Here is a 3806-nt window from a genome sequence, read left to right on the forward strand (position 1 = left end):
CATCTTCGAGGCGATCCTGCACGGCCCGACGGCCGACCGGCTGTTCTCGGCGATCGAACGCGAGATCTCACGCAGCATCGACGCGCAGTCCGGCTTCGCGCAGCCGCTCGTGCGACTCGCGGTCGGCACCCAGCGCTACCGCGCGGCCAAGGACGCCGTCGTGGAGCGGGTCATCGCGCTCATCCCCGACACCATGGCGCAGGCCACCGGCTACGCGGAGCGCACCTTCGACGTCGAGAACCTCATCGTGGACAAGATGAGCCAGCTCACGCCCGAGCAGTACGAGTCGATCATGCGCCCGGTGTTCAAGGACGACGAGTGGCTGATGATCTCGGTGGGCGCCGTCCTGGGCGGCATCGTCGGCGAGATCCAGGTCCTCGTCATCGAGCACTTCGCTCGCTGAGTCAGCCCAGCCGGCGCAGCGTGACCGGGAAGTCGTCGGTCGGCATGACGAGCGAGGTGTTGTCCCACTCGATCTCGTAGTCCGCGGGGATCTCGAACTGGTAGGTCGACAGCATGGCGTGGAGCAGGGCCTTGACCTCGTTGGTGCCGAACGCCATCCCGATGCACTTGTGGGCGCCGCCGCCGAAGGGCACGTAGCCGAAGCGGTGGGCCTTGTGCTCGTTGCGCGGCTCTGCGTGGCGCAGCGGGTCGAAGTCGTCGACGTTGACCCAGTGGTCCCCGAGGGAGTGGGTCGCGCCGGGTGCGACGACGACCATGGTTCCCTTCGGGACGAAGTGCCCGTTCAGGTCGGTGTCCTCGGTGGTCCGGCGGACCAGGCCCGGGACGGGAGCGACCAGGCGCATGGCCTCCTTGAACACCAGTTCCAGGGTGACCAGCGTGTCGAGCTCGTCGATCGTGGGCGCAGGCGTCGCCAGTGCGAGCGACTCGGCGCGCGCCTTGTCCTGCCACTCGGGATGCTTCGCGAGGTAGTAGGTCATCGCGGTCGCGGTGATCGTCGTGGTGTCGTGCGCCGCCATCATCAGGAAGATCATGTGGTTGACGATGTCGTCGTCGGTGAACTTGAGGCCGTCGTCGGTCTCGACGTGGCAGAGCGCGGCGAACAGGTCGTCGTGGTCCGAGACCCGCTTCGCCGGGATCTGCGCCCGGAAGTAGGCGTCGAGGGTCTTGCGTCCCCGCAGGCCCTTGCCCCACCGGGTCGGGAGGAGCGGCACGTCGGCGCGGATCAGCCCGGTGCCCGCGCGGACCGCGTCGATGAAGGCCTGGGTGAGTCCGTGGGTCTCGTCGTTCGGCTCGGTGCCCATGAAGATCTCGGTGGCCACGTCCAGGGAGAGCGACTTGACCGCGGGGTACATCGGCATCGGCTCGTCGGTCGGCCAGGTCGGGACGGTCCGGTCGATGATGCGCTGGACCCGGTCCTGGTAGGCCTCCAGGCGGGGCCTCGTGAACGCCTCCTGCATGATCCGGCGATGGAGCAGGTGCTCCTGGCCGTCGAGCAGCATCAGGCCCCGCGTGAAGAACGGGCCGATGAAGTACTCCCACCCCGACTGCGAGTAGACCTTGCCCTTGTTCTGGAGCACTTCCTGGACGGCGTCGGGCCCGATCGCCCACACGACGTCGGTCGCGAACGCACGGCTCCAGTAGACGTTGCCGTACTTCTCCTGCATGTCGGCCGCCGCGTGGAACCCTTCGCGGATCAGCGTCAGTGTCTTTCCCACGAACGGGAGCCCGCGCTCACCGATGACCGGCTTCAGCTGGGTGCCGGCCGGGGGTTCGGCGAGGGTGACCGGGCTGGTGCCGATGCGCTCACCGGCCACCATCAGCAGCGCGTCGCCCGGGAAGTGCAGGAGGGTCGGCCTCTTCACTGTTCGTCCTTCCCCGTCGCCCGCGCTTCGTACGACGACCGCTCGGGGCGGTCGAGCGCGTCCATGAACACATGGTCGGCGCCCATCTTCTTGCCGATCCACTGGCCGACGGAGAAGGGGAGCAGCCGGGTCACGTTGAGGAGCGGTCGCGCCGAGGACGGCACGTAGACCTCGAAGCGTGGCTTGACCACCGTGGCCACGATCGCGTCCGCCACGGACTCGGGCGTGATCGCCCGGAACGCCGGCATGTCCTCGACCCCGGCGGTCAGCTCGGTCCGGGTGATCCCGGGCATCACGACCGAGAAGTCGAGGCCGCGGGGGTGCAGCTCGGCGTACGCGCCCTCGGTGTACTGGATGACGGCGGCCTTCGAGGCGCTGTACGTCGCGCTGCCCGCGATCCCCGCCTTGCCGGCGGTGGAGGCGACATTGACGATGTGGCCACGCCCGCGCGGGAGCATCCGTCGTGCGGCTTCGCGGGTCCCGTGGATCATCGCCCGGGTGTTGATGGCGAAGATCCGGTCGATGGTGGCGTCGTCCTCGTCGAGGAGGGCCGACAGCGGCATCACGCCGGCGTTGTTGATGTAGACGTCGATCGGGCCCAGGCTCGACTCGACCGTGTCGAGGAAGCTCGTCACGCTCTCGGCGGACGTGACGTCGAGGGGCAGGGCCAGGGTGTCGCCCCCGATCCGCTCTGCCGTCGCCTTCGCGATGTCGAGGTCGATGTCGCCGATGGCGACGTGTGCGCCCTCGGCGACGAGGGCCTGCGCGGTCGCGGCGCCGATGCCCCGCCCGGCGCCGGTGATGGCCACGACGCGGCCGGTGAGTCGCTTGCTCATGGTGCTCTCCCTTGCCGTGGAATCAGTAGACGAAGCGGGCGAGCCGCTGCTTGGTCTCGGTGTACGGCGCCTTGGCGAGGGCCGGCTCGACGAAGAACCCCGGGCGCCGGTAGATCGCGCGCCGGTGGCTGAACGTCTCGAACCCCCACTTGCCGTGGTACGCGCCGTACCCGCTCTCGCCGACGCCACCGAACGGGAGCGAGGGCGGGAAGACCTGCATCATCGTGTCGTTCACGCAGGCTCCGCCGGATGTCGTCGCTGCCAGCACCCGGTCGCTGTTGCGGCGCGAGAAGACGTACAGGGCCAGCGGATGGTCGCCCTTGTTGACGTGCTCGATCGGCTCGCTGATGTCGCCGAAGCCGAGCACCGGCAGGACCGGTCCGAAGATCTCCTCGCCCATCACGGCGGCGTCGGGCTTGACCCCGGTGAGCACGGTCGGCGCGACGTACCTGCTCTCGAGATCGATGTCGCCCCCGAACGCGACGTCGTCGTAGCCGCCACCGTCGATCAGGCCGGCGATCCGTGCGGTGTGTCGCTCGTTGACGATGCGGCCGAAGTCAGGACTCTGCTTCGGGTCGTCGCCGTAGCGCTCGCGGACCTCGGTGGCCAGGCGCTCGACGAGCTCGTCGTGCACGTCGTGGTGGACCCACACGTGGTCGACGGCGATGCAGGTCTGCCCGGCGTTGGACCACTTGGCGAAGGCGATCCGGCTGGCGGCCTGCTTCAGGTTGGCGTCGCGGTCCACGATCGCCGGGCTCTTGCCACCGAGCTCCAGGGTGGTGGGCGTGAGGTGGCGCGCCGCGGCCGAGGCGACGATGCGCCCGACCGTCCCGTTTCCGGTGTAGAGGATGTGGTCGAACTTCTGCTCCAGCAGGGCGGTCGTCTCCTCGACGCCGCCCTCGACGAAGGCGATGGCGCTCGGGTCGAGGTATTCGCCGGCCAGCCTGGTGATCAGCGCCGATGTCGCCGGGGCCAGCTCGGACGGCTTGCAGACGACGGCGTTGCCCGCTGCCAGCGCCGCGGCGAGAGGAGTCGCGAGGAGGTAGACGGGGTAGTTCCACGGGGCGATGACGAGCACGACGCCGCGCGGTTCGTGCCGGATGCTCCCCCTGCCCGGCAGGAACGGCAGGGGGAGTCGGGCCGA

Annotated in this window: 4 protein-coding genes; 1 reads left to right on the forward strand and 3 read right to left on the reverse strand. The window is 69.3% G+C overall.

Annotated features, from left to right (window positions below; translation table 11 throughout):
* Nucleotides 1-403: DUF445 domain-containing protein (locus tag ACOADB_RS29125; RefSeq protein ID WP_378607523.1), on the forward strand; the 403-nt coding region annotated here is incomplete at its 5' end.
* 1 nt (nt 404) lies between these two features.
* Here ACOADB_RS29125 and ACOADB_RS29130 read toward each other — a convergent pair.
* The 3 genes from ACOADB_RS29130 to ACOADB_RS29140 form a co-directional block, all read right to left on the reverse strand.
* Nucleotides 405-1826 carry a cytochrome P450 gene (locus tag ACOADB_RS29130; RefSeq protein ID WP_378607526.1) on the reverse strand — a complete coding sequence of 474 codons (1422 nt, stop codon included), beginning with the start codon at nt 1824-1826 and terminating at the stop codon, nt 405-407.
* Nucleotides 1823-2662 (reverse strand): SDR family oxidoreductase, encoded by an 840-nt coding sequence (locus tag ACOADB_RS29135; protein WP_378607529.1) that lies wholly within the window; start codon nt 2660-2662, stop codon nt 1823-1825. The genes ACOADB_RS29130 and ACOADB_RS29135 overlap by 4 nt, the downstream gene beginning before the upstream one ends.
* A 22-nt stretch (nt 2663-2684) precedes the next feature.
* The coding region (locus tag ACOADB_RS29140; RefSeq protein ID WP_378607532.1) for an aldehyde dehydrogenase family protein at nt 2685-3806 on the reverse strand (1122 nt) is incomplete at its 5' end.

This window comes from Nocardioides sp. CPCC 206348, from assembly GCF_048654705.1.
In the GTDB taxonomy this organism is placed as follows: domain Bacteria; phylum Actinomycetota; class Actinomycetes; order Propionibacteriales; family Nocardioidaceae; genus Nocardioides.